This window comes from Parachitinimonas caeni (assembly GCF_030129945.1).
Classification (GTDB): Bacteria; Pseudomonadota; Gammaproteobacteria; order Burkholderiales; family Chitinimonadaceae; genus Parachitinimonas; species Parachitinimonas caeni.
Genome location: NZ_JARRAF010000005.1, coordinates 147307 through 171657 on the forward strand (window position 1 = coordinate 147307; position 24351 = coordinate 171657).

Consider the following 24351-nt stretch of genomic DNA (forward strand, 5'->3'; position numbering starts at 1 on the left):
GTAACGGGATATCCGATGGGTGGCCCTACGGCGCTTCCTTCGAGAATTCGGCCAGATCCGGCGGCAGGCTCCAGTCAGGGTAGCGCTTGCGTAACTTGTCGAGCTCCTCGCGCGCGGCCTTGTGCTCGCCGTGGTTGATCAACTTGCGAATCCGGTTGGCCCACTGCTCTGGGGAGGCTTCGTCTACTGCCGATTCTGTAGACGTCGCACCGAGTAGCCTGCGGGTCGAGTTACGCTCGCTGGTTATCGGTGAGGCGGGTTTGGCGGTAGGAACAGCAGCATCTGCACCGCTACCCGCACCACTTCGGCTGGCCGCTGTGGGCGGGGCCACCGATTCAGCTACCGTCTTTTCCTGCAAGCGATCGCGTTTTGCATCTCGCATCGGTACGGGTTCGGGTGCCGCCATAACGGGTGGTGCATCCGCTGCCGGCATGGCCGGAGCTGACATGGCCGGAGCTGACATGACGGGAGCAGGCTTGACTGGCGCTGGTGCGACGTCCTTGGCTTTGCTGGCTGCAGCAGGGGCATCCTCGACGCTAAAGACCGGCGGGGCGGATTTCTTCTCGGCTTTCTGCAGTGCCTGGGGCGGCTTTTCCGCGACTGCTGCTTCGTTTGGCATCGCGGCCTTGGGTGGCTCGGCCAGAGGGGGAGTGGCACCTTCGCTGGCTGGTGCAGGGGCAGCAGCGGGTGCCGGAGCATCGGCAGCCGGAGCGGGGGGCGGCTCGGACAGCGTCACCGCCTGCTCCTGTCGCGAGGGCGCGTGATCGCGGACCAGTAGCGCTACGGACAGCGCGACCATCAGTGTGGCCGCCGTCGCCAGCGGGGCGGTCCAGCTGGATTTGAACCAGCGCATGGCGCGCGGGCCACTGCCAACGGCCCGGCGTGATGCTGCAAGTATTGCGTCGTCGATGTCCGTGGCTGGCTCTTCCACCGCCAGTTTCCGGTAAAGGGCCGAGAGCTCAGCGTCGTGCGGTAATTGCGGGTCGGGTGTCGTGTTCATGCCAGCAACCCTCCCAGACAGTTGCGCAGCTTACTGATGGCGTAGCGAATCCGGCTCTTGATGGTTTCAGCATTCACCCCAACCAGCTGGGCAATGTCGTCCAGGCTGAATTCGCCTTCTTCTTTCAACAAAAATGCTTCGCGCTGCTGGGGGGGTAACTGCGACAGGCAGTGCCTGAGGCGGTCGGCCTCCTGTCGCTGGTCCAGCTGCCGGTCAGGTTGCCAGCAGGCTTCAGCGGGCGGTTCTGGCGCATCCTCGTCCAGTGCTTCGAGCCGAACCTTGCCATGACTGCGAAACCAATCCACGAGACGGCTGTGGGCAATCTGGTAGAGATAGGTACTGAATTTGGCTGATACCACATAGCGCTCCCTGCTGCGGATCAGCGTCATCCAGACTTCCTGATACAGCTCTTCGCCAGCCGCTGGGCTGCCGGTTTCATGGCTCAGGAATCGGTAGAGCCGGGCACGGTGACGGCGGTAGAGCACATCGAATGCCCCGGCATCGCCGTCACGGTAAGCCAGCATCAATTCTTCATCGGTTTGGTTCTCGGACATCCAGCAAGTTTACCCGAGAACCTGTGGTGCTTCCTGCTGACAGCACCTGGCACTGAATATTGTGGGTATCGCCATTAACGGCTGATCTGTGCAGATTGCATGCCTGGCTTATTTGGTCGATCCAGCGATCTGGCTTGGTCAACCAGCTGCATGAATTCACCTCTATACCCCCAGCGATCGTCGCCCAGTGCAGATTGCGCCAGTTGTTTGATGGCGGCGTAGTCGAGGTTGGCGGTGTGGAGGCCGCCACGCAGTCGTTGGCCAAAGCCGGCGACGGCGGCGGCGAAGCGCAGATCGGTGCTGGCCTGATCAAAGCTTGGCAGGATGTCACGTTGATGTAGCGGGGTTTCCATCAGCTTGCTGGTATCACCGTCGGGGGCCTTGTAACGCAGGCGCAGGAAGGCCAGTTCTTCGGGTTTGCCACCTTCGTTTTTCGGCTGGGTGCCATAGCGTAGCGGATCGACCTGGGTAGGCTGGCCTTTCAGGGTGATTTCGTAGAGGGCGGTGACGGTATGTCCGGCTCCGATTTCCCCGGCGTCGATTTTGTCGTTATTGAAGTCCTCGCGCTGCAGCTGGCGGTTTTCGTAGCCGATCAGGCGGTATTCCGAAACGGCGGCCGGGTTGAATTCGACCTGGATTTTCACGTCCTTGGCGACAGTTGCAAGGGTGGAGGTCATTTCGTCCACCAGCACTTTCCGGCCTTCATTCAGCGTGTCGATATAGCTGTAATTGCCATTGCCGACATCGGCGATCTGCTCCATCAAGGCTTCGTTGTAGTTGTTGGTGCCAAAGCCCAGGGTCGAAAGTGAAACGCCGCCTCTGCGTTCGGTCTCGACCATTTCCTTGAGTTGGTTGGTATCGGCGATGCCAACATTGAAGTCGCCGTCTGTGGCCAGCAGGATGCGGTTGATGCCGCCTTTGACGAAGCTGCGATGCGCCATCTGGTAGGCCAGCCGTATTCCGGCTTCGCCTGCAGTCGAGCCTCCGGGTTTGAGCTGGTCAATGGCGGCAAGGATGCGACCGGGGTCGCTGCCAGACGTCGGCGGCAGGATGACGCCGGTGCCGGAGGCGTAAATCACCAGCGATACCTTATCTTGTGGCCGCAGTTGCTTGACCAGCAGCTTGAGAGACTGTTGCAGCAAGGGCAGTTTGTTGGGCTCATTCATCGAGCCCGATACATCCACCAGAAAGACCAGATTGGCAGGCGGCAATTCGGCTTTGGCCAGTTCCTGGGCCTTGATGCCGATTTTCAGCAGATGGGTCGTGCGGCTCCAGGGCGAGGGGGCAACTTCGGTATGCACGGCAAACGGCCTGCCGTTGGCCTGGCTTGGATAGCTGTAGGGAAAGTAATTGATCATTTCTTCGACGCGTACGGCATCTTTGGGGGGCAATTGCCCACTATTCAGCAAACGCCGGACATTGGCATAGCTGCCGGTATCGACATCTATCGAGAATGTCGAGACCGGAGCTTCGCTGACCTGCTTGATCGGATGGTCTGTCACCTTGCCATAGCGCTCGCGGTTGCCGTCCTCCGGGGCGACCGCCACGGCTTCAGCCACGACGCCACTTGCCAGCGCCTTGGCTTTCATGACTTTCTTTTCGGCCCGATGATGGCTGCCGCCCGCAACAGGGCTGGCTGGCGGCTCTTCCTTCAGGCTGAGCATGGCATCTGCGCTGTGGGGGCTTCCAGCATCCTGCAACCGGAGGGTTGCTGCCTGGTTCGCTGCCGGCTTGGTGCTTTCATCGGTCTTGATCGGGTGGGTAGTCCCCTCTTGTTTGCTGGAACAAGCGGCCAGTGCAAGGGCCAGCGACAAGGCCAGCAGGGTAGGGGCGGTGTGGCGGGAAGTACGCATCGCATTCTCCTGAGTGATACGGGATGGGAATGACGATGAAACGGTTGACCGCTGCTTTCGGGGTTAGGCTCTGTTGAAATTTTGTTTTCGGTCGTGCCGGGTGCTGTTGGTGTATTGCCACAGACTGCTGAAAAACTCAGCGATATGGCACCTGCCTGCTATACCAAGAGTGTCGATCCATGCGTAGAACGGGATGGGGCGTGAATGGCTGAATTGAAAAAAATACTGTACGTGGAGGATGAGCCGGATATCCGTACTGTGGCGAAGCTGGCACTGGAGATGGTCGGAGGCTTCACGCTGGAAGTTTGCAGCTCGGGAGCTGAGGCGCTGGAGAAGGGGCCGGGTTTTCAACCACAGTTGATTTTGCTGGATGTCATGATGCCGGGCATGGATGGCCCGACCACGTTGGGGGAGTTGCGGAAGTTGCCGGGGTTTGCCAGCACGCCTGCCATTTTCATGACTGCCAAGGCACAACCTTCCGAAGTCGCCCATTTTTTGAGTCTGGGCGCTGCGGAGGTGATTCCAAAACCATTCGACCCGATGTCTTTGGCCGAACAGATACGCGCGGTGTGGGCAAAGCTCGGATGAGGTTGGAGGTCTGGGCGCGCCAGCAGAGAGGTCAACAGAGCCTAGATGCTTTTGGCCTTGTATTCACATAAATCGACGATGACGCACCGGTTACAGTCTGGTTTACGGGCCTTGCAGATGTAACGGCCGTGCAGGATCAGCCAGTGATGGGCATCCAGCTTGAATTCGGCAGGCACCACTTTCAGCAGCTTGTCCTCAACGGCTCGAACGTCCTTTCCTGGTGCCAGACCGATGCGGTTGGATACCCGGAAGATATGCGTGTCGACGGCAATGGTGGGTTGGCCGAAGGCGGTGTTAAGTATGACATTGGCCGTTTTGCGGCCGACACCCGGCAGAGCTTCCAGAGCTTCGCGGGTTTGTGGGACTTCGCCATCGTGCTGCTCCAGCAGCAGTCTGCAGGTTTCCAGTAGGTGTCTGGCCTTGGAGCGAAACAGGCCAATGCTGTTGATATAACTCTCCAGTCCATCCTGCCCCAGCGCCAGGATGGCAGATGGCGTATTGGCGACTGGAAACAGTTTGCGCGTGGCTTTGTTGACGCCGACATCGGTGGCCTGTGCCGAGAGCAGGACCGCCGTCAGCAACTCGAACGGGCTGCTGTATTCAAGTTCGGTGGTGGGGTGCGGATTGCTGGCGCGCAAACGCTCGAAAATCTGGCGGCGAATGTCAGCGTTCATGTTGAACCGTGCAGAAGAAAAGACGTTGATTGTAACGGTCGGCATCTGCTGGCGGACAGGGAAGATCGTGCGCCAAGGCAGATTCGGGCGGGAAACAGGTTCTGTGGGGTGCCGGAGTTTGCTCCGGATGGTTGGCATTTCTAAATATGGGATGTGTTCGACAGGAGGGCTGACATGGTGTTGACGACTTTTCGATTGGGGGCTGGCTTGCTGCTTGGGCTGGTGAGCATGGTGAGTGTTGCACAGGCAGAGGATAAACCGGCGACAGTCAAGCTGTGCTTTGAGAACGAGGATGTCTTTCCCTGGATCTTGAAGAATGGCAAAGGCTTGAATCTGATCATGGTCGACATGATCAGCCGTAAAGCAGGCATCAAGATCGAGCCGGTTGGCCTGCCCTGGAAGCGCTGCCTGAACGAGCTGCAGTCCGGGGGGATGGATGGTGCGTTTGCCGCCAGCTATAAGGATGACCGTGCGGTGTTTTCGGTATATCCGATGAAGGATGGCAAGCACGATCCCAGCCGCCGCATGATGATGGACAGCTACAGCCTGTTTCGTGCCAAAGGGGGCGGGATAGGCTGGGATGGCAGCAAGCTGAATGGCTTGAGCGGCCCGATCGGTGCGCAGCCTGGCTATTCGATCATCGACCAGCTCAAAGCGGCAGGGGCAACCGTAGACGATGGCGGCAAGACAGCCGATGACAATCTGCGCAAGGTGCTGGCTGGGCGGGTTGCTGCAGCAGCTTTGCAGACCCTTGAAGGTGACAACTCGCTACATACTGCCGAGTTCAACGGCAAGCTGGAGAAAGTCTCTCCGCCGCTGACTGAAAAGCCTTACTACATGATTTTTGCCAAGCCTTTCCAGGCCAAATACCCGAAAGCGGTCGAAGATCTATGGGCCGCCGTCGCGGCAGTGCGCGAGTCTCCTGACTACAAAGGCGCCGAGAAGGAGTTCTTCAAACGTTAGGCGCGGTTGACACTTTATTTTCGGATCGTGTTTTGCTGGATTGGGGTCGGATACAAGGCTTTCCTTGGTGCCGGGCTGCAATCCTGCATTGCCATTGCTGCGTGATGAACAGGATTTGATTTCGATCTGTAACAGCGGCCAGCTCCGGGTGGTGCGGCCTGCCTACACTGCCAGAATCGACGAAGGAGGTCTCATGCGTAACATCTTGTTTGCGAGCCTGTTGCTGGCTGCTGTGCCGGTGGCTTGGGCCGGTCCGACGCAGATCCATGCCGTGCCGGCTGCGCCGTGGAGTTATCCGGAAATGCCGGGGACAGGCATTGTGCCCGAGTATTTCAAGTATCTGTTTGGTAAGGCGGGGGCTGAGATGACTGTCCGCACGATTCCCTATTTGCGGGTGATCGAAGGGCTGAAGGATGGTAGTAGCGAAGCGACGTTGCTGATTCCGGATGCGGAGCGCGATGGGTTTGCGCTCAACCTGTGTTCGCCAACCGAAATCCACGCGGGGGTGCTCTACAACAAGTCGAAGTTCACGCCCAAGAGCATGAACGATCTGGCAGGTAAGCGGGTTGGCATGCTCAGGGGCACCAAGGCCCTCGACAAGCTGAAGACCGTGAGCGGGATTGTCGCCAGCGATATTGAAAACGTTGGCCAGGGCTTGAAGATGCTGGCAGCGGATCGACTGGATGCAACCTTTATTTCCTCTCCCGGTTCACAGGTGCTGTTGAAGGATGCCGGGCTGGCGGCTGATCAATACGGCTTTCTGGAGGTCGATGCCAACCCCGTGGCACTTTATGTCTCGCGCAAGTCGGAATTATTCAAGAACGAGGCACTCATGAAGAAACTGAAGACCGAGTGTGAAGCCAGTAAAGAGTTCATGAAGACCTTGATGCAGAAGTATCGCTGAAGCGAAGCGATGGATTCGGGGGCGGGAAGATGGCCCAGAAAAACAGCCTGCAACAATGTTGCAGGCTGTTTTCGTTTACCACCGGCCATGTGTCGATAAAGGTATATGGGGTGGCGGATTGACGGTGGTCAGACCGGTCGGTCGGGCTTGGATTGGCCGAACCGAGGTGTCTGGGTTAAATGGTTGATCAGCGGTGTTGCACAGTTCATCAGCAGTACCGCCAGAGCCATTCCGTCGCCGACATGCCCGAGTGTGGGCAGCACAGTCAGCAGGATGCCTACCAGCGTGCCAAAGATCAGCCGGCCTTTGTGTGTGCCAGGGCTGCTGGCCGGATCTGGTGCAATGAAAAAGCCGCATAGCACGCTACTGACCAGCAGGGGTTGCAGGCTGACCGGCGTGGTAAAGCCCAATCCCATCAGCAGCAGGCCGGTTACCACCGAGGCAGACAGGCAGGTGACCGGTATCGGCCAGCGCACGCGCTTTTGCCAGAGCAGGTATAGACCACCCAATAGATAGGCCAGACTTTGCCAGAACAGGTCTTGCCTGCTGGCGGCGGGCAGATCGCTGCTTTGGCCACCCGCAACGCTGAAGATCCGTGTCAGCTGTTCAGACAGCGGCAGCGCCGCGCCCGACAGGCTGCCAGACCACTGGCCCAAGTGCGCTGGTCCGATTGCCAGTACGGCCAGCAGACCGATCATCGCCGGATTGAAACGGTAATCCGCCAGCCGGCTGCTGAAATGTCGGCCAAGCAGGGTGCTGGCGAGGGTGGCGATAACCGTCAGCCACCACGGTGCTAGCGGGGATAACAAAACCGTGAGCTGCCAGGCGTTCAGTAGGGCACTGCCATCGAAGAGGTAGAGGCGCCAATCACGCTTGCGCAGCCGTAGCGCCAGGGCATCCACAATCAGGGCGGTGGTGCTGGCAATCGCCAATTGTACGACCAGCCCCAGCCCGAATAGCCCTGCGCTTACCGCGATGCCCGGCATCAGTGCCAGCAAGCCTTGCAGCATGATCTGCCTGACGGTGGTTGCACGGTGCAGATAAGGCGCGTTCACTTGGCCTCCTTGCGGCCTGCCACGGGGGAGGGGGGGGCAGCCGGCGCCGGTTCGGTCGCGGCTGCTGGCGCCTGCATGTTCAGCTGAACTTTAACCGGCGTTTCCATTTGCTGTTTGGCGCGGTACTGCTGCAGGAATTTCATGACGAACATCATGAGCACCATAAAGCCGATGGCGGCGAATACCAGGGACAGCTTCATGGCCCGTTTGCGCCGGGCCAACATTTTTTGCATGGCATCACTGGCCATAAGGGTTCCTTAGTTGAAATTGGCGGGCACCCGCATACGCACCGGAGGTGCCGCAGTCATGGTGCCGATGAAGTAAATGCCGTCATAACCAAAAGGTTCGATCTGGGCTTGCTTGAGTACCCCATACTGACCCGCTGGTTCGGTGACATCCCCGCCCGGCTGGTAATAGGCACCGCAGCCTTTATCCTGGCAGGCCCACATGAAGCCGGACTGGTAGCTCATGCGGTACGCCAGCGGCTTGAACTCGGCCAGCAGGTAGCCGACAGGTTCGTATTTGGGATTCCAGCCATTGCCGAGCTTGCGGCTGGCCCGTGGCGGGGTGGTCACGACCAGCGCTGCAACCTCCTTGTCGGCCTGCAATGCTTGCTTGATGCGCTTGACGCTTTCCTCCTCGGTGCCACCTACCGCCAATACCTGCACGGCAGCGCCACCTCGCTTCAATCGGCGCACGGCCTCGATGAGCTCCATCACTGCCACGCTGGCCCGGCCGTCGTTGACCAGCCAGTGCTGGTTGTTGAACAAGCGACTGACGTCAGCGGGCTCGCCGGGTGACGCCAGATAGGTGTCGAGCGGGGTCTGTTCGGTGGGGGGAAAGTCCAGCGTCAGCAACCAGGGACGGCCAGCTTTCAACCATTCGCAGCCAGCTTTCAGAACAAAGCGTGGCGATTCGTACGTACCTGTCAATTCCCCCAGCAGAACGACGCGGGCCTTGGTGGGTATGCCACTAGCTGGCCCGGCAGGTGGGCAGGCGGAAAGATCGGCTGCCTGCGCGCCGAGGCAGATCACACCAGCAGCGAGGGGTAGAAAGGCGTTGGTCAGGGCAGATCGTCGAACTCGGTTCATGATTTGGGCTCTGCGGGTTTGTCGGTTGCGGCGGCCTGTGCCGCTGCCCGCTTGGCGGCCGCGCGTTCCATCGCAGCCTTGATTTTGGCGGCGCGTTCTGCGTCAGCGGGGTCGCTTGAAGCGGTGGCGACCTCATGCTTGGCTGCCGCCTTGGCTGCCAGCCGCTCAGCTTTTTCCTGCTTGTCTCGTTCCAGCCGGAACTGACGGAATTCGTGTCGCTGCCGGGCCTTGTCTGCTGCTTGCTGGGCTTCGGTGGCCTGCACGATCTCTTGCTTGGTCACACGGAAGGTGCTGGCCAGGGGAATCCGGCTTGGGCAGACATAGCTGCAAGCACCGCATTCGATGCAATCGAATAGGCCGTCGGTCTGGGCTTGATCAATGGCTTGTTGATTAAGACTGTGCCAGAGCTGCATCGGTTGCAGGCGGATTGGGCAGACTTCGGCGCATTCCCCGCAGCGAATGCAATCGCGGGTGGGCTCGGTGGTGGGAAACAGGGTCTGATTCATCGCGATCAGCGCCTGGGCGCCGGCACCGATGACCGCATCCGTTGTTGCGAGGGTTTCTCCTGTCATCGGATTACCAACCAGATAGCCTGTGCTATGCGGCTGTTCACCGGCAAGCTGGAGTAGATGCGAAACCGGCGTACCGAAGGCAACTCGATAATTGCCAGGGCGAGCGACATTGCCGGCGATGGTGACGATGCGGGAAGTCAGGGTCTCTGCGCGCAGAATCGCACAGCCAATGGCGTGGACCGTGGCGACATTGAAGCTTTGTATTCCGAACGATTCAAGCGACTGGCTGGCCGGGATTTCCTGCCCGGTGAGGCGATAAGCCAGCTGCCGGTCTTCTCCGGCCGGATAGAGCGGGGGTATCGAAACCAGCTGTATCCCGGCCGGTAACACGGCCTTGAATGCTGCCTGTGCAGCCGGTTTATCCTGGCCGATGGCGAGCGTGGTGTGCTCTGTATCCAATTGCGTCTGTAACCAGCGGATGCCCGCCACAATTTCGTCAGCGTGCTCGCGCATCAGGCTATCGTCACAGCTGAGCCACGGCTCGCATTCCACGCCGTTGATGATCAGCGTCTTGATCGGTGGCGTGACGCCATGCAGCCTGAGGTGACACGGCAGGCCACCACCGCCAAGGCCAACCAGTCCGAGAGTCTGTAGGGAAAGGTGGTCTGGCTTGTCCGAAGCGGCGAGTGGAGTCGCCTGATAGGGGCTAGAGGGATTGGCGACTTCGATGGTGATGCACCAGCCAGGTTGGCCAGCCAGTTCCGCCAGCGCTTGTTTGCCGATCGACAGAACTGTGCCGGCTGCAGGCGCATGGATGGCGACGGTATTTGGGCCGCTTGCATCGGCAATTTTCTGACCGGCCTGTACCTGTTGCCCTGGCACGACGCAACTGCGCGCGGTCTCGCTGAGTGCCGTTTGCAACGGCACATGCAGGCAGGTTGGCAGCGTGGCGGTAATGATGGGCCCTCGGTGGGCTTGGGCAGTATTGTCTGCCAGCCGGATACCGGCCGCCATACGATAAGGGGGGCGATTCACCATATATCTGGGTTTGTCTGACCTGTGTGAAGGAAAATTGGCTCAGGCTCGGTCAGGCCGGGAGCCCGCCTGAATCTTGATTGGAAACACCGGATAGCGGCGGCGGATTTTCACTGGCGCATCCGGGTCTACCATGCTGATGCAGTCAACCGGGCAGGGGGCGACACACAGTTCGCAGCCCGTACATTCCGAACGGATGACGGTATGCATATGCTTGGCCGAACCAAGGATGGCATCAACCGGACACGCCTGGATGCACAAGGTACAGCCAATGCACACCGATTCATCAATCAGTGCCAGTCGCTTGGGCTTGTGTTCGCCGTGGCTCGTATCCAGTGGCTTGGGGTCTCGTCCCAGCAAAGCTGCCAGTTTGGCGATCCCTTCATCTCCTCCAGGTGGGCACTGGTTGATGTCGGCCTCACCCTTGGCAATCGCTTCAGCGTAGGGCCGGCAGCCTTTGTAGCCGCACTGGGTACATTGGGTTTGCGGCAGAACAGCATCGATTTGCTCTGCCAAGGGCAGTTCGGGCGGGGTGGGTTGTGGCCGAGGTCTGGTCTTGAGCTGGCGAGCGCCAAGTAGCAGCGCCAGTCCAAGCAGGATCAGGGCAATAAGTAATAGTCCACTCACAGTGGGGTACTCCAGCAAACCTTGCCGCAGTGATGCGTGAACAAGGTTGGTCAAAATGGGGGCGTATGGGTCGGGTGGGGCAAGAACCGATTGGTCGGCTGTTTAAGAATGGGTGTTCAAGTCTGCGCCACCAAGGTTTGCCATTGCTGACGGGTCAGGCTGTATGCGGCGCAATCCACCGGCTGGCCCTGCCACATCAACCCGGCAGCGCAGATGCATTCAAAATTCAGCCCCGCTCGCTCGGCGGTGCGGCGGCTGGCGAAATTGCGTACATCGGCAGAAATCTCCACCCGATGAATGGGCAATTTAGTAAAGCCATAGGCAATCACCAGCCTGACTGCACGTGCCATGGTGCCCCGCCCGGTCGCTGAGTTTCGTAACCAGTAGCCGATATTGCCGCAGCTGGTGACGGGGGTCATTCTGGCCGCAAGACCAATACAGCCAAGAATCCGGCCATCGGTAAAGTCTTCAATGATGAATGACTGCTCGCCTTTGTTTTCACGCCAGCAAACGATGCGGGAAGCCACCCAGTATTCCGCATCGCTACGCGAATAGGCGGGTGTTGCCCACGGTAGCCACTGGCTGAGGGTGTCGATGGATTCGCTGGCCGCCTCGAAAAAGCCATCCACATCTTCAGCCCGAAACGGACGAATGCGGATTACGCCATCATCAGCGTGGTAATCGGGTTGTAACGAGGTCATGGCCGGTTTCAGCTCCCTTGCTTGATTCGGGGGCGCACTGCACGGGCGCACTCGCTGACCAGATCCGGGCCGCGATAGATGAGACCGGAGTACAGCTGGATCAGGCTCGCGCCTGCATCCAGTTTCTCCAAGGCATCGGCCCCGGACAAAATACCGCCAACGCCGATGATCGGAATCCGCCCACGCAGATGGCCGGCCAGTTCGCGAATGACGGCGGTTGAACGCTCGCGTACTGGTGCGCCTGACAGACCACCGGCTTCATTTCCATGCGGTAGTTCCTCAACACCCACCCGCGATAGTGTTGTATTGGTGGCGATAACACCATCAAGCTGATGATCCAGCAGCAGACCTGCGATGTCGGCAATCTGTTGGCTGTCGAGATCCGGCGCAATTTTTACGGCCAACGGCACATAGCGACCATGCTGCGTTGTCAGCTCGGTCTGTCTGGCCTTGAGTTTTGCCAGAAGCCCGCCCAGCTCATCCACTTGCTGCAACTGACGCAGGTTCTTGGTGTTCGGCGATGAAATATTGACGGTGATGTAACTGGCTTTGCCATAGACACGCTCCAGGCCGATCAGATAGTCATCCGCGGCTTTTTCGATGGGGGTATCAAAATTCTTTCCGATATTGATACCGAGCACGCCTTTGAAATGGGCTTTCTCCACATTGGCCAGCAAAGCGTCAATGCCGGCGTTGTTAAAGCCCATCCGATTGATGATGCCTTCCACTTCCGGCAGGCGGAACAACCGGGGCTGCGGGTTGCCAGGCTGCGGACGGGGGGTGATGGTGCCGATCTCGATGAAACCAAAGCCCAAGCTGGCCAAGCCATCAATATGCTCGCCATTCTTGTCGAGGCCAGCGGCCAAGCCGACCGCATTGGGAAACCGAATGCCCATGACTTCAACCGGCGCATCAGGCACATTGCCTCTTAACAGGCCGGTCAGGCCCAAAGAGCGGGCGGTATCCAGCCACTTGAAAGTGGTTTGGTGAGCCTTCTCGGGCTCCATGCAAAAAACCAGCGGGCGCAGCAGGGAGTACAGCATCTTTGTCTTGCTCCGGATTTAAGCGGTGCGATGCATATAAGCATCGAAAGTGTTCTGCATCAGCGTGGCAACGGTCATTGGCCCGACGCCGCCGGGCACAGGGGTAATCCAGCCTGCACGCTGCGCCGCAACGTCATACGCCACATCACCACAAATCTTGCCGCTCTCCAGCCGGTTGATGCCGACATCAATCACGATCGCGCCAGGCTTGATCCACTCGCCCTTTACAAACTCAGGGATGCCTACGCCCGCAACTACAATATCTGCACCAGCCACCTTGGCTGCGAGATCACGGGTTTTGCTATGGCAGACCGTCACGGTTGCCCGCGCCAGCAGCAATTCGAGGGCCATCGGGCGGCCAACAATATTGGAGGCCCCAACGATCACGGCATCCTGGCCTTGAATGGCCATGCCAGTCTTTTCCAGCAATGTCATCACGCCACGTGGTGTGCAGGGGCGTAGCAGCGGCATCTTGAGTGCGAGGCGCCCGACGTTATAAGGATGGAAACCATCTACATCCTTCTCTGGCGCAATTGTTTCGATTACCCGATCCGCATCAATGTGCCCAGGCAGGGGAAGTTGAACCAGAATGCCGTCTACGTCGCTATTGGCGTTGAGCTGTTGGACCAAGGCCAATAACTCTGCCTCACTGGTGCTGGCAGGTAGCTCGTGCGCGACCGATACCACGCCGGCGAGCTCGCATGAGCGCTTCTTGTTACGTACATAGATTGCAGATGCCGGATCATCTCCCACCAGCACAACTGCCAGCACGGGCGCACGTTTACCTGCGGCAATACGGGCATCCACCTTGATGCGGGTTTCGGCGAGCAGCTGATCGGCAATGGCTTTGCCATTAAGGATTTGTGCAGTCATGGGCGGGCTCCAGCAAACAGCAATTGAGTAAGGAAAGCCTTGTATTGTCGCATTTTTTGACCGCCCACCCAAGTTTCCAGCCCTTCTGTGTGGCTTGTACAAGCGCACTTGTTTGCACTTTTTTTAAGAATTTTTTGGAAAACGCTTGCCAAGTAATCTAAGGCTAGGTATAGTTCGGACCTCTTCGGGGTGTAGCGCAGCCTGGTTAGCGCACCTGATTTGGGATCAGGGGGTCGTGAGTTCGAATCCCACCACCCCGACCAGATTTCTTAGTTGTTTGTGATTTTGTGCCCCGGCTTGGGATGCGCCCGTAGCTCAACTGGATAGAGCACCAGCCTTCTAAGCTGGGGGTTACAGGTTCGATTCCTGTCGGGCGTGCCAAAAATATAAATAACAAACTTAAGAAGTCTAGTCGTTCGAAGAGTTCTGCAGTTTCTGTGGTGGATGTAGCTCAGTTGGTAGAGTCCAGGATTGTGATTCCTGTCGCCGTGGGTTCGAGTCCCATCATCCACCCCACCTAAGCTTTATCCTTATTAAGTTTCCCTTCATTATATTCTCTCCTGCTTGGCGTTTTTTTTCTGCCTGCTTTTTCATTTCAGTTTCGCTTTCTGAGTACCTGCTTCGGGTAACGGCTTTGTGCTGTGGGCGTGTTCTGCCTAGCAATATCAATCCTTTTCTTCTATCTTGTATTCTGCAGCATCAATTTTAATCTGATTCAGGCATTGCTAATGTGGATTGAAATATTGCTGTTGTTGCCCACGGTCAATTAAAAATCAGGTACGGGGCATCTGGGGCGGGGTGAATGAAGACATTGCATTGCAACTAATTGCTTTCTTTCGCTCGGGGTGCGCGGCATGTCGCTCGTATATAGCTCTCCTAGCCTATTGAAGTCGATAATTGCGATTACCGAACAGCGAGACCGCGGCAAGCTTGAATCGAGCTTGGTGCGAGGTTTGTTTGAAACGATACGGGCTCGGCATGTTACTTTGCACAAGCTGTTCCAGGCAGATGGCGAGGACCGGGTATTTGCGGTTGTTGAGTTTTCGAATGGCAGGCAGGTCCAGTTACAGGACGAAGATATCGTCTTTGAAAATGGCTACCCTCTCAGTGACAGGCCAGAGTTCAGTGCTTGTTATCGGGATGGTCAGCCTTTGACGTTTGAACAACCCGAGCGTAAGTGCTTTCGCTATCTCTACCCGATTCGCAAGCGCGGTTCGGTTATGGCGTTTCTCGAAATCAACCACGATGCCGCGTTGGATGAGGCGTCGCAACGAGTGATTTCGGGGATACTGTCGATTTACTGTAATTTTCTGGAAATCCTTGATTACAGTGAGCACGACACGCTGACGGGTTTGCTCAACCGCAAAACCTTCGATACCAATCTTCTCAAGATTCTCGCGGGCTTACAGCCAAGCGAGGCTGCCAAGGTGCGGCCAACGCTTTCCCGCCGCCGATCCAGGCAGAGTGACTTCAAGCACTGGATGGGTGTTATCGATATCGACCATTTCAAACGGATTAATGATCAATTTGGGCATTTATATGGGGACGAAGTGCTGCTATTGCTGGCGCGGTTGATGCGCGAGTCATTTCGTTTCCAGGATAAATTGTTTCGATTTGGTGGTGAGGAGTTTGTGGTATTGCTGGCGCCTACCGAATTCAGTAATGCGTTATCCGTCTTTGAGCGCTTTCGGCAGAATGTGGAGGAGTTTCATTTCCCACAAGTTGGCAGGGTGACGGTGAGTCTGGGTTTTACGGAGATTCAGCTTATCGACAATCCAACGGTGGTATTCGGACAAGCTGATGAGGCGTTGTATTTTGCCAAACAGAATGGCCGGAATCGAGTTTGCTCTTATGAGAAGCTGGTTGAGTCGGGGGAAATAGAATCTCAGGATACGACGTCCAACATTGTCTTTTTCTGACGATATTCGATGTCGAAGATTCTTTTTCAGAGGAGTAAGATAGTTTCACTGTGGAAGTTTTGTATCTGCCGAGTAGCGGTCTCAAAGGTATTGATGTGTCATGCAGGGCGGGATGATTGTCCTGCTTGATTTTTCTGTATTCTTTGCAATTTATGCTATATAGATTGAGCGATTCAGTGTGGTCAGTAATCCTGTATAACAAAATATATAATCTGGCGATACAACTGTATTAATGCACATGCTTGATGCAAGATCTTTGTGAAGGATTCGCGAGTTGCATTATTCATAATGCTGATGGTCGAATGCTTCGGGAGTTAGCCATGCAAACCGCCGTGGTCATCAATCTGGATTATGAAATTCTTTCTGCTGATCGTGGGCAGAAAATTTGGCGAGAGCTGGAAAAGCGGATGCTCGCTGCAGGTTTTGCGCGCGACTATCGGGTATTTAAAATGGATGCGCCACCGGCTGTGGCATTTCCACGGGCAAGAGCCGTATTAAGTGAATTCGAGCCATTTCTGAAACAGCAGGGTTTGGCGATGTTTGATGTGGTGCGCGAGTTCTATGGTTTTGAAATGGAAAACTGCACGAATTTACTGGAGCCTGCACAGAGCGGCATTGAAGTACAGGTTATCGAAGATTGGCTGCCGGTTTAGGCTCTGTTGATATTTTATTTCCGGATCGCGTGTCGTCGAATTGGGGCCTGATGCAAGGCGACAAGCGCGCCGCTTATGGTAAGTCACGAAGGTGCACAGGCTGTAAGGCTTGCATTGCCATCCAACGTCCTGGTAGTCAACACCGCAGCAGACCCCAATCCGACGAAACGCGATCCGAAAGCAAAACATCAACAGAGCCTGGAAAGCCCTTTTAAATCTCCCTGCTGTGTGAGGTTGATTCTGAAATTGGGCGCAGGTGTTTGCCGACAGATTTTTAAATTCTCAAAAGTCCCTCTTGCCATACAGGCAAGCGTGCATTCAGGACGTAGTTTTTTATCCTGAATGCACTGCCCATCTTTCAGGTCTTGGTCTGATAATCAAACGACGCCATTTTGTTTGAACCAAGCCTGCAGACGCTTCCAGCCGTCGTCTGCGGCTTCCTTGCGGTAGCTGGGGCGATAGTCAGCGTGGAAAGCATGGGGGGTGTCTGGATAAACAATGATTTCCCCTGGCTTGTTGGCGGCCTTCAAGGCTGCCCGCATCTTATCGACACTTTCTACCGGGATGCCCTGATCGGCGCCGCCATAGAGTCCGAGCACCGGTGCTTTCAGGTCGGCGACGAGGTCCAGCGGATGCTTGGGGGTCAGGGGTTTGGATTCCCCTAGCAATCGCCCATACCAGGCAACGCCGGCTTTCAGTTTGGGATTGTGGGCTGCATACAGCCAGGTAATCCTGCCGCCCCAGCAGAAGCCGGTAATACCCAGTCTGGCCGTGTCCGCCTTGCCACTACCTTGTGCCCATGCCACGCAGGCATCCAGATCGGCCATGACCTGCTCATCGGGTACCTTGGAAACAATGTCCTTCATCAGTGCAGTAATGTCGCTGACCTTGGAGGGATCTCCCTGCCTGGCATACAGCTCCGGCGCAATGGCGAAGTAGCCCAGCTTGGCAAAGCGGCGGCAGACATCACGGATGTGCTCATGGACGCCAAAAATTTCCTGTACGACCAGAACCGTGGGGTAGGGCCCCTTGCCATTGGGCATGGCGCGGTAGGCTGGCATGTCGCCGTCTTTTACCGGGATCTTGACCTCTCCTGCTTCCAGGCCGTCGCTGCTGGTTTTGATCTGCGTGTCGGCCATGACGGGTTCGACAGCCAGGGCAAAGCCGGCGGCAAGCGAGGTCACCAACATTTCGCGGCGGGAAAAGCTGGACTTCGGGACAAAATTGATCGCGTCGGGGTCGACAGTCGGCATGCTGGTCTCCTATTCATAAATAAGTGATCCGTATTAACTTGGTTGATGAAGTGCTTGACGTCAAGCGAGAAGGTTGTGAACGTCAAGCCCGAGTCAGTGAACGGGCCGGCTGTTGCAGGCGATCTTGCCTGACGGTCTGGACCCCTGAATGCCATGATCCCCCTATCGTCGGAGCCCGCTTATGCAAGAGCCGAGTCGTATCTGGTTTGCCTGGTTTGTTTTTTTTCTGAGTTGTCTGTTATCGGCCTGTGGAGGAGGTTCGGGTTCCACCCAGACGCAGACGGCCGCCGGTGAGACGTTGACCGTGAATGGCACGCTGGCTGATGGCTCTTCAACCAACCGCTTTGCGGCAGGTAGTGCGCTGTCGCTGTCGATCAGGCTGACGGACAGCAGCGGCAAACCCATCCAGAATGCCGTGGTTGGTATGACAGCCAACAGTGAAGTGGCTCAGCTCACGCCGGCTTCGGGCAAGACGCTCACTGATGCGAATGGCGCTGCAACGGCAACGCTGACCGGGGTCAAGCAGGGAGTAGATGTCCTGTCGATCAGTGCAGTGTTTACCGATAGCAAGGGGGCGGCAAAGACCCTGACTGCCAGTCTGACCTATGAAGTCCTTGCCGGCTCAACGCCGACCACCACTCCCAGCCCCAGCGTGAAGCTGGCCTTTACCGGCGATAACCGAGTCGCCACCGGGGCGCAGTCAACGCTGGAAGCAACTGTGCTCGATGGCAAAGGCCAGCCGGTTCAGAACACGCTGGTGACTTTCAAGAACGATGATAGCTATGCCACGTTCAATCCGGCTGCCGGCACGGCCCTGACCGATAGCAAAGGCAAAGCCAGCATCGGCATGATCGGCACCAGCAAACAGGGGGCGGACAAAGTTACGGCAACCGCCGTCGTGCCCGGTAGTGCCGGGGTGGATGAAACGGCAACGGCTTCGTTGAATTATCAGGTCGTGGCGGGGGCGGCTCAGTCCAAACCCAGCATAACGCTTGCCTTGGTGAATACCGTCGGGCAGGCAATCAGCAGCGTCAGCTACGGCAAGGATGCCCAATTGCTGGCAACGCTGCGCGACGCCAATGGCAGCCCTGTCAGCAACACTTCGGTCAACTTCGAAGCAGATACCACGACTTTGGTCCAGCTATCGGCGTTGACGGATCTGACGGATGCCAGCGGGGTGGCCAACACCTCGGTCATCGGTCAGACCGTGACCATTGATGGCACCACGACGATCCCGCGTGGTGTGGTGACGCTGACGGCAACGGCCACCCTGAATGGTCAGCCGGTTAGCGGAACCTTGCGCTTTAGCTACATCCCGCCGACACCTACCCCTCAGAGCCTGCGCGTCAATTACCAGGCAGGTAGCGCCAGCCTGCCGGCAGGTGGCAGCGTCGGGGTCTCGGTGAATATCGTCGATACCGCCAGCAACTCGGCCTACCTCGAACCGATCAGTGTGGCGTTTACCAGTGCCTGCGTGCTGTCCGGCCGGGCACGGCTGACGACGCCTGCGATCAACATTAACGGCGTGGCAACGGCAACCTATACCGATCTGGGCTGCAGCGGTAGCGATACCCTGACCGCCACGGTAGTTTTCAATAGCCAGACCCGCAGCACCTCCGGGGCACTGGCTTTGGGGGTGGCCACACCAAGCTCGCTGACTTTTGTGGACGCCAACCCAAGCACGCTTGGGGTGAAGGGCAGTGGCACTGGAGAAATTTCGCAAGTGCGCTTCAAGCTGGTTGATGCCAACGGCAATCCGCTGTCTGGCCGGCAGATCGACTTCCGTTTGCTGTCTGCACCCGGCGGGGCGGTCTTGAATACCAGTGCTGCCCAGACCGATGCGAATGGTCTGACCACGGCCTTGCTGCAATCGGGCACCGTGGGGGCACCGCTGACGGTGATTGCAACGCTGCATGACAACACCGCCATCTGGACACAGTCGGCACAGCTCTACGTTTCAACACGCATCCCTCATCAGAACGGCTTCTCACCGGCAGTGACCACGATCAATCCGGAATTCCTTGATCACAATGGCGAGGTCGATGTAATCAGCGTTCACCTGTCCGACCGCTTTGGCAACCCGGTGCCCGACGGCACGGTAGTGAATTTCCGCACCGAAGGCGGGGTGGGCACCATCATTGATCCGAACAATTCCACCGCGCCGGTTGGCGGGTGCATTACCAAGAATGCCCTCTGCACAGTCAATCTGATCAGCGGCGGCAACCGGCTCGCAATCAATGGTGGCAATGGCAATGGGTCGGGCCGCCAGTCGGTGCTGGCTTATGCCGTAGGCGAGGACAGCTTTTCGGATGAAAACGGCGATGGCCTGTTCTCGGTCGGAGATTTCTTCCCACCATTCGGTACCGGCTATCTGGCAGGGGAGGCATTTGTTGATGCCAACTTCAACGGTTCTCGTGAAAACGGCGAAGAGTTCATCGACTTTAATGGCGATGGGCTCTACAACGGGCCGGATGGCCTGTACCGTGGACTGTTGTGTGGGGCTGGTGCCAATTGCTCCAGTCAGACGCGGCGCCATGTCTACGCCAATATCCAGCTGATCTGGTCCGGCAGCCGGGCACTGTTCGAGTTGCGTGACCTGACGCCCGCTGATACCCCGGCCGTGACGTCGATCAACCTCACTACCACCACGGCTTGCCCTGGTGGCGGTGGTCAGGTCAGTGCGCTGAAGCGCTACCAACTAAGGCTCACCGACGTCAACGGCAATATCCTGCCGGCTGGTACCACGGTGGCGTTGGCAACCGCCAATGGCAAGCTGGATACCACCAGCACGACCTTCACCGTACCCAATAGCAGCACCGTGCCGACGATGACTATTTTGATTCAGGGTGACAAGACGCTCGATCCATCCACTGGCGCCTGTGCCACCGATACCACCAGCGCCGGCGCTTTGACGGTGACTGTGACCACGCCAAAAGGCATTGTATCGACACAGAGTTATGACGTTGTGGATTGATCGGGAAGATTGGCCCAAGAGAGCCTACCTGCGCGGTGGGCTCTGACCTGTAAATGAATAGCGCTCATGCGAGGGACAGTGACTGCGCTTAACGCTAAACCACCCCCCAATAGCCTTGCGGGTGGCAATTGGGCGCGGTGGTTCAAGTTGTTCTTACACGGTTTACTTTGACCAGCAGTGAGCTACTTCAACTGCGGCTGCTTTCAGGGCTTCCAGCGTTTCGGTCATCAGAGCAGAGGTGGTGTTGAACCATCGGTCAAACTGCTGCTGGCGTGCCGCGTTAAGTTGGCGGCGAGCGTTAGTGCGGGCAATTGCGTCAATTGCCACCTGGTTTGAGTCGCGAATCAATGCGTCAAATCGGGTTTGGAAAGAAAGGGTCGGACCGCCAAACACCATATGCTCGACCAGTCTCCTGATACTTTGGGCGAATTGAGAATAGCGCCAATCGTTGGTAGGGTCGCCCTGGCCGTGAGGAGCAGTACGGAAATCTGCATGATTTCGCGCGCTGATGAACTGAGTGGCGAGGCTTTGCAACCGGGTGATGGCTACCTCTGCATGGGTATAGTCCTGATTGCGATCTCTGGCGCGCGCTTCTTCCCGAGCGGTGGCCAAGACTCCTTGAATATGGGGAATCAAGCTTTGTGCCAAATCGCCAACAGCATTGAAAACATGTTCACCTTGAGCACTCATTGGGATAACTCTCTTCTAATGGATTGGATGTTTGAACTGGGCATTTATTGCCCGTTTTTGTTGATCAACGCATAGGTGCAACGATTGGGTAAAACAGCGTCTGGCGTAGTGGTGTCGAGTTCCGAATTGTTGATTAGATTGCGAGAGGTTATGCCAGATGCAATTCTGGTTCAATAATTTGCATAAATGTACTGAACAAACTGGTTCATTTTTATGAAGCATGCCGTGGATGCTTAAAGTGCAAAGACGGTGTGAAGAGTCCCTGCCGGTTTCAGACAAAGCATGTGAGCAAAGTAGTGGTGATGGTTGTTCAGTTTTGTGCCCGCTGCCGACCCGACCACCACAGCCCGGCAAAGATGGCGGCGATGCCGGCGGCGTGAAAGCCTTCAAAGGACTCATTGAGAAAGACGATGGACAGCAGGGTGCCGAAGACCGGCATCAGATGGATGAAGCTGCCGGCGCGGGCGGCTCCGACTTCGGCCACGCCCCGGTTGTAAAACAGGTAGGCCAGCACCGAGGGGAAAATGCCGACATAGGCGAATGTCGCCAGATTGCCCGGCGTCAGTGCTGTGCGCTTGCCGGCCAACAGCTCTGCCACAAATAAGGGTGCGCAGCAGGCCAAACCCACCAGGATCAGCGCCATCAGCATGCCCAGACGATCGACACGAGAGTCGAGGCCACGCAGGATCAGCGTATACAGCGCCCAGTCGAGCGCTGCCGCGAACAGCAGCAGATCGCCTTGATTGAACGACAGTGCCTGCAGTCGTGCCCAATCCCCCCGGCACAGGATGATGGTTACTCCGATGAAGGAAATGGCGATGCCGACGAGCTGGTTGGCAGATAAGGGTTGCCGCCAGAACAGTCGGCCCAGCAACAGAATCAGGATGGGGATGAACGAATTCATCAGCACTGCATTGGTGGCGGCGGTGTACTGCAGGCCGGCATAGGCCAGGCTGTTGAAACCACAAATGCCAATGGCGCCAAGCAGACACAGGCGTTTCCAGTATTGCCGCAACAAGGTGCGTTGCCGCCAGGCAGTGCCCAAGGCAAATGGCGCCAGCAGGACCAATGCAACAGCCCAGCGCATGAACGAGAGCGTCATGGGCGGGATGGCGGCATGCATGGCGCGGGCCAGCACAAAATTTCCTGCCCAGAACAGGCTGGTGAGCGTGAGTAGCAGATAAGCCAGCCGGGGGGATGCGGGCATGGGAACTCCTGGGTTGGCTGGCAAAAACGCAATCGGCAGTTTTGCGAACCATGGCGTTTGTTTCCCCGCAGAGGGCCATTGCTGGCCGCGCCAGGATAATCTGGCACGGCTGAAGCCAGCGATGAACTATAGTCCTGCCAGGGTACGGATATGGGCCGTGGCGCTACGGCCCAGTGCTGACAGGCAGTAGCCTCCTTCGAGCGAGGAGACGATGCGGTCATCGCAATGGCGGTCTGCGACATCCATCAGCCGCTCGGTGACCCAGCCGTAGTCATCATCACAGAGCGCCATCGAGGCCATGTCATCGTCGCGGTGGGCATCGAAACCGGCAGAAATGAAGATGATGTCGGGCTTGAACCGATCCAGCTCAGGTAGCCAGAGTTTTTCCACGACCGCCCGGAAAGCGGCGCTGCCACTGCCGGCACGCATCGGCGTGTTGTGCATATTGATGCCCAGTGGATGCTCGCCGCTGTAGGGATAGAACGGGTGCTGGAAGATCGACACCATCAATACCTTGTCATCGGCCTTGAAGATGTCTTCCGTACCATTGCCGTGGTGAACGTCAAAATCGACGACAGCCACCTTGCGTATACCTTGTCGGCTAAGTGCATGACGCACGCCGACCGCGACGTTATTGAAAAAACAGAAGCCCATGGCTTTTTCAATTTCGGCATGGTGGCCAGGCGGGCGCACGGCACAGAAGGCATTCCGGACTTCACCGTCGACCACCAGATCAGTCGCCTTGACCACAGCGCCAGCCGCATGCAGGGCAGCCTGCCAGGTGTGGGGTGCCATGGCGGTATCCGGGTCGAGATGGACGATGCCCTGCTGGGGTGACAACTTGCGCAGGGCCTCGACATAAGCATGCGGATGTACCCGTTCCAGCTCGTGCATGCTGGCGGCTGGCGCCTCGACATGCTTGAGGTGATCCCACAGTCCGGCTTTCATCAGGGCGTCCTGAATCGCAGCGAGGCGGTCTGGGCATTCCGGGTGATAAGTGCCCATCGAATGCAGTACGCAGTCTGGATGGGTCAGGTAAGCAGTGGGGGCAATACGCCGTTTGCCGAAGATGGAGGGCAGTCCGAGGCTCATGGTTATGCGGCTTGTGCTCTGTTGCCAGAACGTTGAAGGGAAGGTGGGATTATGCGCCCGCCGTCGCTTGCGGGCTACTCACCCAGAATCCGCCGGTATTCGCTGCTGTCCCGGATATTGACCAATTCGCCCCATATCGTTTCCGCTTCGCGATTGGCGCGCTGGTAATACGAGCGGGAGAAAATCAGGTAGTACGATTTCTTCACCATCGGTTCATTGGCGCGGCGAATCTTGTCTGTCCATTCGGTATTCTGTTTGCGCAGCGAATCCATCGAGTCTGAAAAGCTGACGACAGCGTCAACACGGCCCGCCAGCAATTTACGTACGCTGTTGATCAGGTCGGACGTGAGGTCGATCTCGACGCCCAGATCATTGAGCTGGTGGTTGATCGAATAACCGGGGTGCGAGGCCACTCGCTTCACCGGGCCGCTGAATTTGCCCTTTTGCCAGTCAAAGCCAGTGTCACTGCGGAAGTACACCTCGTAGTGGCTGACGAACAGTCGCCGGCTCTCGTCCACCTGCCCGGCCGGGGTGGTCGGGAACACGCTGAATACGGCGCGTTGTGGCGTGTAGCTGGCCCAGGCTGCGGCATCGCTGGTGCCTAGTTCCACTTCCTTCAGGCAGCGCGGCCAGGATGTGCCATTCACGTCAAAACGCAGCCCGGTTTTTTCGGTCAGTCGGTCAAACACCCAGTTGATGCGTGTCGCATCGGTTGGTGATGTCAGACTGGTGCCAATATCGCCTTCAAAACATACCTTGATCGGCGCCGCCTCGACCACTGCCAGGCAGGCCAGTGCCAGCCAGCCTGCGAAAAGGCTCAGCAACTGGCCGGTGGTTCGGTCGCTCAGTCGTCGTGCAAACCGGTTCCTTGCCATGTCACTCTCCTGGCCGATCAAGATTGCCGCTGCTGGAATCGTCAAGCGCTAACCATGCCTTCCAGTTCCTGCGTGACGTTCTTTCTGGCGGACTACTGCCCGCGCATGCTCAGAAAACTGCTTCTTTCGATTCGAACCTGCTGTGTCTGAATCTTAGTCCACGTCGATCGACATCGCCTTGCAGAAACCGGCCCGGCGCGACCGGAAACAAAACG

General features: G+C 57.5%; 23 protein-coding genes and 3 tRNA genes. 9 read left to right on the plus strand and 17 right to left on the minus strand.

Annotated elements, in window-relative coordinates; all coding sequences use genetic code 11:
• Window positions 1-25: 25 nt before the first annotated feature.
• From PZA18_RS06085 to PZA18_RS06095, 3 genes are all read right to left on the minus strand, one after another.
• On the minus strand, window positions 26-1000 hold the full coding sequence (locus PZA18_RS06085; protein ID WP_284099915.1) for a hypothetical protein: 975 nt from the start codon (window positions 998-1000) through the stop codon (window positions 26-28).
• Complete coding sequence (locus PZA18_RS06090; protein ID WP_284099916.1) at window positions 997-1554, minus strand: sigma-70 family RNA polymerase sigma factor; 558 nt, start codon at window positions 1552-1554, stop codon at window positions 997-999. The genes PZA18_RS06085 and PZA18_RS06090 overlap by 4 nt, the downstream gene beginning before the upstream one ends.
• 74 nt (window positions 1555-1628) lie before the next feature.
• Complete coding sequence (locus PZA18_RS06095; RefSeq protein WP_284099917.1) at window positions 1629-3407, minus strand: vWA domain-containing protein; 1779 nt, start codon at window positions 3405-3407, stop codon at window positions 1629-1631.
• A 204-nt stretch (window positions 3408-3611) separates the two neighbouring features.
• Between PZA18_RS06095 and PZA18_RS06100 the strand changes: the two genes are divergently transcribed.
• Entirely contained in the window at window positions 3612-3995 is a 384-nt protein-coding gene (locus PZA18_RS06100) for a response regulator (RefSeq protein WP_284099918.1), read from the plus strand.
• Window positions 3996-4036: 41 nt separating this feature from the next.
• Here PZA18_RS06100 and nth read toward each other — a convergent pair whose 3' ends face one another.
• Window positions 4037-4669 (minus strand): endonuclease III, encoded by a 633-nt coding sequence (gene nth, locus PZA18_RS06105; RefSeq protein ID WP_284099919.1) that lies wholly within the window; start codon window positions 4667-4669, stop codon window positions 4037-4039.
• 174 nt (window positions 4670-4843) lie between these two features.
• Between nth and PZA18_RS06110 the strand changes: the two genes are divergently transcribed.
• Both PZA18_RS06110 and PZA18_RS06115 read left to right on the plus strand, forming a co-directional pair.
• Window positions 4844-5632, plus strand: coding sequence for a substrate-binding periplasmic protein (locus PZA18_RS06110; protein WP_284099920.1), 789 nt, complete (start codon window positions 4844-4846; stop codon window positions 5630-5632).
• Window positions 5633-5825: 193 nt separating this feature from the next.
• On the plus strand, window positions 5826-6536 hold the full coding sequence (locus PZA18_RS06115) for a substrate-binding periplasmic protein (protein ID WP_284099921.1): 711 nt from the start codon (window positions 5826-5828) through the stop codon (window positions 6534-6536).
• A 128-nt stretch (window positions 6537-6664) separates the two neighbouring features.
• Here PZA18_RS06115 and PZA18_RS06120 read toward each other — a convergent pair whose 3' ends face one another.
• The 8 genes from PZA18_RS06120 to folD all read right to left on the minus strand — a co-directional run bounded on the left by PZA18_RS06120 (window position 6665) and on the right by folD (window position 13473).
• A complete protein-coding gene (locus PZA18_RS06120) occupies window positions 6665-7591 on the minus strand; it encodes an RnfABCDGE type electron transport complex subunit D (protein WP_284099922.1) in 927 nt (308 codons plus the stop codon).
• Entirely contained in the window at window positions 7588-7791 is a 204-nt protein-coding gene (locus tag PZA18_RS06125) for a hypothetical protein (protein ID WP_284099923.1), read from the minus strand. The genes PZA18_RS06120 and PZA18_RS06125 overlap by 4 nt, the downstream gene beginning before the upstream one ends.
• Before the next feature lie 57 nt (window positions 7792-7848).
• Window positions 7849-8682, minus strand: coding sequence for a hypothetical protein (locus PZA18_RS06130; RefSeq protein WP_284099924.1), 834 nt, complete (start codon window positions 8680-8682; stop codon window positions 7849-7851).
• Window positions 8679-10232, minus strand: a complete 1554-nt coding sequence (rsxC, locus tag PZA18_RS06135; protein ID WP_284099925.1) for an electron transport complex subunit RsxC — start codon at window positions 10230-10232, stop codon at window positions 8679-8681. The genes PZA18_RS06130 and rsxC overlap by 4 nt, the downstream gene beginning before the upstream one ends.
• A 39-nt stretch (window positions 10233-10271) precedes the next feature.
• Window positions 10272-10856, minus strand: coding sequence for an electron transport complex subunit RsxB (gene rsxB, locus PZA18_RS06140; RefSeq protein WP_284099926.1), 585 nt, complete (start codon window positions 10854-10856; stop codon window positions 10272-10274).
• A 116-nt stretch (window positions 10857-10972) separates the two neighbouring features.
• Window positions 10973-11557, minus strand: a complete 585-nt coding sequence (locus tag PZA18_RS06145; protein ID WP_284099927.1) for a GNAT family N-acetyltransferase — start codon at window positions 11555-11557, stop codon at window positions 10973-10975.
• Between the two features lie 8 nt (window positions 11558-11565).
• Window positions 11566-12600: a quinone-dependent dihydroorotate dehydrogenase gene (locus PZA18_RS06150; RefSeq protein WP_284099928.1), complete on the minus strand. Its 1035-nt coding sequence runs from the start codon at window positions 12598-12600 to the stop codon at window positions 11566-11568.
• 18 nt (window positions 12601-12618) lie between these two features.
• Window positions 12619-13473, minus strand: a complete 855-nt coding sequence (gene folD, locus PZA18_RS06155; RefSeq protein WP_284099929.1) for a bifunctional methylenetetrahydrofolate dehydrogenase/methenyltetrahydrofolate cyclohydrolase FolD — start codon at window positions 13471-13473, stop codon at window positions 12619-12621.
• A gap of 185 nt (window positions 13474-13658) precedes the next feature.
• Here folD and PZA18_RS06160 point away from each other — a divergent pair.
• From PZA18_RS06160 to PZA18_RS06180, 5 genes are all read left to right on the plus strand, one after another.
• Window positions 13659-13736 (plus strand) — tRNA-Pro (locus tag PZA18_RS06160).
• A 41-nt stretch (window positions 13737-13777) separates the two neighbouring features.
• A tRNA-Arg gene (locus PZA18_RS06165) sits at window positions 13778-13854 on the plus strand.
• A gap of 59 nt (window positions 13855-13913) precedes the next feature.
• Window positions 13914-13989: transfer RNA gene (locus PZA18_RS06170), tRNA-His, on the plus strand.
• 338 nt (window positions 13990-14327) lie between these two features.
• Complete coding sequence (locus tag PZA18_RS06175; RefSeq protein ID WP_284099930.1) at window positions 14328-15392, plus strand: GGDEF domain-containing protein; 1065 nt, start codon at window positions 14328-14330, stop codon at window positions 15390-15392.
• A gap of 320 nt (window positions 15393-15712) precedes the next feature.
• Entirely contained in the window at window positions 15713-16045 is a 333-nt protein-coding gene (locus PZA18_RS06180; RefSeq protein ID WP_284099931.1) for a hypothetical protein, read from the plus strand.
• Window positions 16046-16422: 377 nt separating this feature from the next.
• Here the strand turns inward: PZA18_RS06180 and PZA18_RS06185 are convergent, their stop codons facing one another.
• A complete protein-coding gene (locus PZA18_RS06185) occupies window positions 16423-17298 on the minus strand; it encodes a dienelactone hydrolase family protein (protein WP_284099932.1) in 876 nt (291 codons plus the stop codon).
• Window positions 17299-17479: 181 nt separating this feature from the next.
• Between PZA18_RS06185 and PZA18_RS06190 the strand changes: the two genes are divergently transcribed.
• On the plus strand, window positions 17480-20272 hold the full coding sequence (locus PZA18_RS06190; protein WP_284099933.1) for an Ig-like domain-containing protein: 2793 nt from the start codon (window positions 17480-17482) through the stop codon (window positions 20270-20272).
• Window positions 20273-20434: 162 nt separating this feature from the next.
• Here the strand turns inward: PZA18_RS06190 and PZA18_RS06195 are convergent, their stop codons facing one another.
• From PZA18_RS06195 to PZA18_RS06210, 4 genes are all read right to left on the minus strand, one after another.
• Window positions 20435-20962, minus strand: coding sequence for a hypothetical protein (locus PZA18_RS06195; RefSeq protein ID WP_284099934.1), 528 nt, complete (start codon window positions 20960-20962; stop codon window positions 20435-20437).
• A 310-nt stretch (window positions 20963-21272) separates the two neighbouring features.
• The gene (locus tag PZA18_RS06200) at window positions 21273-22169 is read right to left on the minus strand and encodes a DMT family transporter (protein WP_284099935.1); all 897 of its coding nucleotides are present in this window, start codon (window positions 22167-22169) and stop codon (window positions 21273-21275) included.
• A 126-nt stretch (window positions 22170-22295) separates the two neighbouring features.
• Window positions 22296-23261, minus strand: a complete 966-nt coding sequence (locus PZA18_RS06205; protein ID WP_284099936.1) for a histone deacetylase family protein — start codon at window positions 23259-23261, stop codon at window positions 22296-22298.
• A 74-nt stretch (window positions 23262-23335) separates the two neighbouring features.
• The gene (locus PZA18_RS06210; RefSeq protein ID WP_284099937.1) at window positions 23336-24136 is read right to left on the minus strand and encodes a substrate-binding periplasmic protein; all 801 of its coding nucleotides are present in this window, start codon (window positions 24134-24136) and stop codon (window positions 23336-23338) included.
• Window positions 24137-24351 lie beyond the last annotated feature (215 nt).

Bases quoted from the DNA above. Each gene is read 5' to 3' on its own strand.
- PZA18_RS06190 (WP_284099933.1), top strand. From the start codon at position 17,480: ATGCAAGAGCCGAGTCGTATCTGGTTTGCCTGGTTTGTTTTTTTTCTG.
- PZA18_RS06195 (WP_284099934.1), bottom strand. From the start codon at position 20,962: ATGAGTGCTCAAGGTGAACATGTTTTCAATGCTGTTGGCGATTTGGCA.
- PZA18_RS06210 (WP_284099937.1), bottom strand. From the start codon at position 24,136: ATGGCAAGGAACCGGTTTGCACGACGACTGAGCGACCGAACCACCGGC.
- PZA18_RS06200 (WP_284099935.1), bottom strand. From the start codon at position 22,169: ATGCCCGCATCCCCCCGGCTGGCTTATCTGCTACTCACGCTCACCAGC.
- PZA18_RS06180 (WP_284099931.1), top strand. From the start codon at position 15,713: ATGCAAACCGCCGTGGTCATCAATCTGGATTATGAAATTCTTTCTGCT.
- PZA18_RS06185 (WP_284099932.1), bottom strand. From the start codon at position 17,298: ATGCCGACTGTCGACCCCGACGCGATCAATTTTGTCCCGAAGTCCAGC.
- rsxC (WP_284099925.1), bottom strand. From the start codon at position 10,232: ATGGTGAATCGCCCCCCTTATCGTATGGCGGCCGGTATCCGGCTGGCA.
- PZA18_RS06130 (WP_284099924.1), bottom strand. From the start codon at position 8,682: ATGAACCGAGTTCGACGATCTGCCCTGACCAACGCCTTTCTACCCCTC.
- PZA18_RS06205 (WP_284099936.1), bottom strand. From the start codon at position 23,261: ATGAGCCTCGGACTGCCCTCCATCTTCGGCAAACGGCGTATTGCCCCC.
- PZA18_RS06175 (WP_284099930.1), top strand. From the start codon at position 14,328: ATGTCGCTCGTATATAGCTCTCCTAGCCTATTGAAGTCGATAATTGCG.
- folD (WP_284099929.1), bottom strand. From the start codon at position 13,473: ATGACTGCACAAATCCTTAATGGCAAAGCCATTGCCGATCAGCTGCTC.
- PZA18_RS06085 (WP_284099915.1), bottom strand. From the start codon at position 1,000: ATGAACACGACACCCGACCCGCAATTACCGCACGACGCTGAGCTCTCG.
- PZA18_RS06110 (WP_284099920.1), top strand. From the start codon at position 4,844: ATGGTGTTGACGACTTTTCGATTGGGGGCTGGCTTGCTGCTTGGGCTG.
- PZA18_RS06150 (WP_284099928.1), bottom strand. From the start codon at position 12,600: ATGCTGTACTCCCTGCTGCGCCCGCTGGTTTTTTGCATGGAGCCCGAG.
- PZA18_RS06095 (WP_284099917.1), bottom strand. From the start codon at position 3,407: ATGCGTACTTCCCGCCACACCGCCCCTACCCTGCTGGCCTTGTCGCTG.
- PZA18_RS06100 (WP_284099918.1), top strand. From the start codon at position 3,612: ATGGCTGAATTGAAAAAAATACTGTACGTGGAGGATGAGCCGGATATC.
- PZA18_RS06125 (WP_284099923.1), bottom strand. From the start codon at position 7,791: ATGAAGCTGTCCCTGGTATTCGCCGCCATCGGCTTTATGGTGCTCATG.
- PZA18_RS06115 (WP_284099921.1), top strand. From the start codon at position 5,826: ATGCGTAACATCTTGTTTGCGAGCCTGTTGCTGGCTGCTGTGCCGGTG.
- nth (WP_284099919.1), bottom strand. From the start codon at position 4,669: ATGAACGCTGACATTCGCCGCCAGATTTTCGAGCGTTTGCGCGCCAGC.
- PZA18_RS06090 (WP_284099916.1), bottom strand. From the start codon at position 1,554: ATGTCCGAGAACCAAACCGATGAAGAATTGATGCTGGCTTACCGTGAC.
- PZA18_RS06145 (WP_284099927.1), bottom strand. From the start codon at position 11,557: ATGACCTCGTTACAACCCGATTACCACGCTGATGATGGCGTAATCCGC.